Source organism: Streptomyces sp. FH025, from assembly GCF_017427025.1.
Taxonomy (GTDB): Bacteria; Actinomycetota; Actinomycetes; order Streptomycetales; family Streptomycetaceae; genus Kitasatospora.
Genome location: NZ_JAFLNG010001112.1, coordinates 1 through 1,554, shown reverse-complemented (window position 1 = coordinate 1,554; position 1,554 = coordinate 1). Strand labels below are relative to the sequence as shown.

Here is a 1,554-nt window from a genome sequence, read left to right as displayed (position 1 = left end):
GTCCACGTCCTCGTCCTCGTCCTCGACCCACTCCTCCTCGACGCCCTCGGCCAGGCCCAGCTCCCTGGCGCGCCGGGCCCGTTCGACGGCCCGCCGGGCGGCGACCTCGCGGACCACGGCGGCGGCCGCCTCCTCCTGGGCGCGCTCGTTCTCGGCGCGGGCGTCGGCGGTCTCCAGGGTGGGCCAGCGGCGGTCTATGGCGGCGTTCATGGCGGCGCCGATGAGCACCGCGAGGGCCACCACGAAGATCCACAGCAGGACGGCCACCGGCGCGGCCAGCGAGCCGTACACCGAGGGGCCCTCGACCGAGCTGACCAGGTAGAGCCGCAGGCCGACGCTGCAGAAGACCAGCACCACCAGGGCCACCAGGGCCCCGGGGATGTCCTCGCGCCACGGTGTGGAGACCGGTACGGCCAGGTGGTAGAGGGTGGTCAGCGAGACGATCAGCAGCACGATCGCGACCGGCCAGTAGGCGGCGTCGACGAGTCCGGCGATGCCGGGCACGGCGTTCTCGATCAGCCCGGGCCCGGCCACCAGCAGCGGCAGCACCAGGGAGCCGATCACCAGGGCGCCGAGGTAGAGGCCCAGCGACATCAGCCGGGTCTTGACGATGCCCCGCTTGCCGTCCAGGCCGTACATGACGGTGATGGTGTCGATGAAGATGTAGAGCGCCCGGGAGCCCGACCACAGGGACAGCAGGAAGCCGATCGAGACCAGGTCCGGCCGCCCTCCGTCGAAGACCTGGTCGAGCAGCGGTATCACGATCTGCTTGACGGACGACTCCGACAGGACCGTCCCGGAGGCCGCGACGATGTCGTGCTTGAGCCCGGCGATGGTGCCCGCGCCGAGGAACTCGTCGAGGTAGCCGAGGGTGCCGGCCAGGCCGAGCAGCAGCGGCGGGATCGACAGCAGGGTGAAGAACGCCGCCTCCGCGGCGAGTCCGGTGACCCGGTACTCGACGCAGGTGTTGGTGGTGTCCTTCACCAGTTCCCACGCGGTGTGGCTCCAGGTGGCCCGTTTCGCCGCGCGCCGGGAGCCCTTGCCCCGGCGCCGGGAGGGCCGTTCGGGGTTCGGTCTGCTCGTATCGCCTGCTGCTTGCACAGGGCTAACGGTATCGGGCCGGGGCTCCCGGGTTGATCTCCCCCGGGCCCACGGGCGCGTGACCGGGCGTCGGACAGAGTGCCGGGCCGGTGCCGGGCCGGGCACCCGGCCCGGAGCGGCGGGAACCCCCGACCGTCCCGGATGATGAAACTCCAGCGTCCAGCATCCGGATGTTAGTGGACCGCGAGTCCCGCGCCGTGCGAATCTCTTGCCATGCCAAGCGCCGGAACCACCCTAGTAGGTCGACTCCACGTCGATCTCCTTCGCGTGTCCAGCGCCATCTGTCCGGTGACCTGAGCTCCACTCCGCCGCACCACCGCACCCGGCGCCGACCTTCCCGCCATCCCCGCTGTAGCGGATGCGCAGGCGCCCGCCCGGCCCCGGTCACTGCTCTCTCCGGCCCTGATGAACCCGCAGGTCACAGCAGCACCGCCCCGCCGAGCACGCCCAGCG

General features: G+C 71.8%; 2 protein-coding genes. One reads left to right on the top strand and one right to left on the bottom strand.

Annotated features, from left to right (window positions below; translation table 11 throughout):
* On the bottom strand, nt 1-1,101 hold a 1,101-nt coding region (locus J0670_RS37770; protein ID WP_207817290.1), incomplete at its 3' end, for a YihY/virulence factor BrkB family protein.
* Nucleotides 1,102-1,314: 213 nt separating this feature from the next.
* On the opposite strand from J0670_RS37770, the gene J0670_RS40680 reads away from it, so the two are divergent.
* Nucleotides 1,315-1,398, top strand: coding sequence for a putative leader peptide (locus tag J0670_RS40680; protein WP_310593185.1), 84 nt, complete (start codon nt 1,315-1,317; stop codon nt 1,396-1,398).
* Nucleotides 1,399-1,554: the final 156 nt, after the last annotated feature.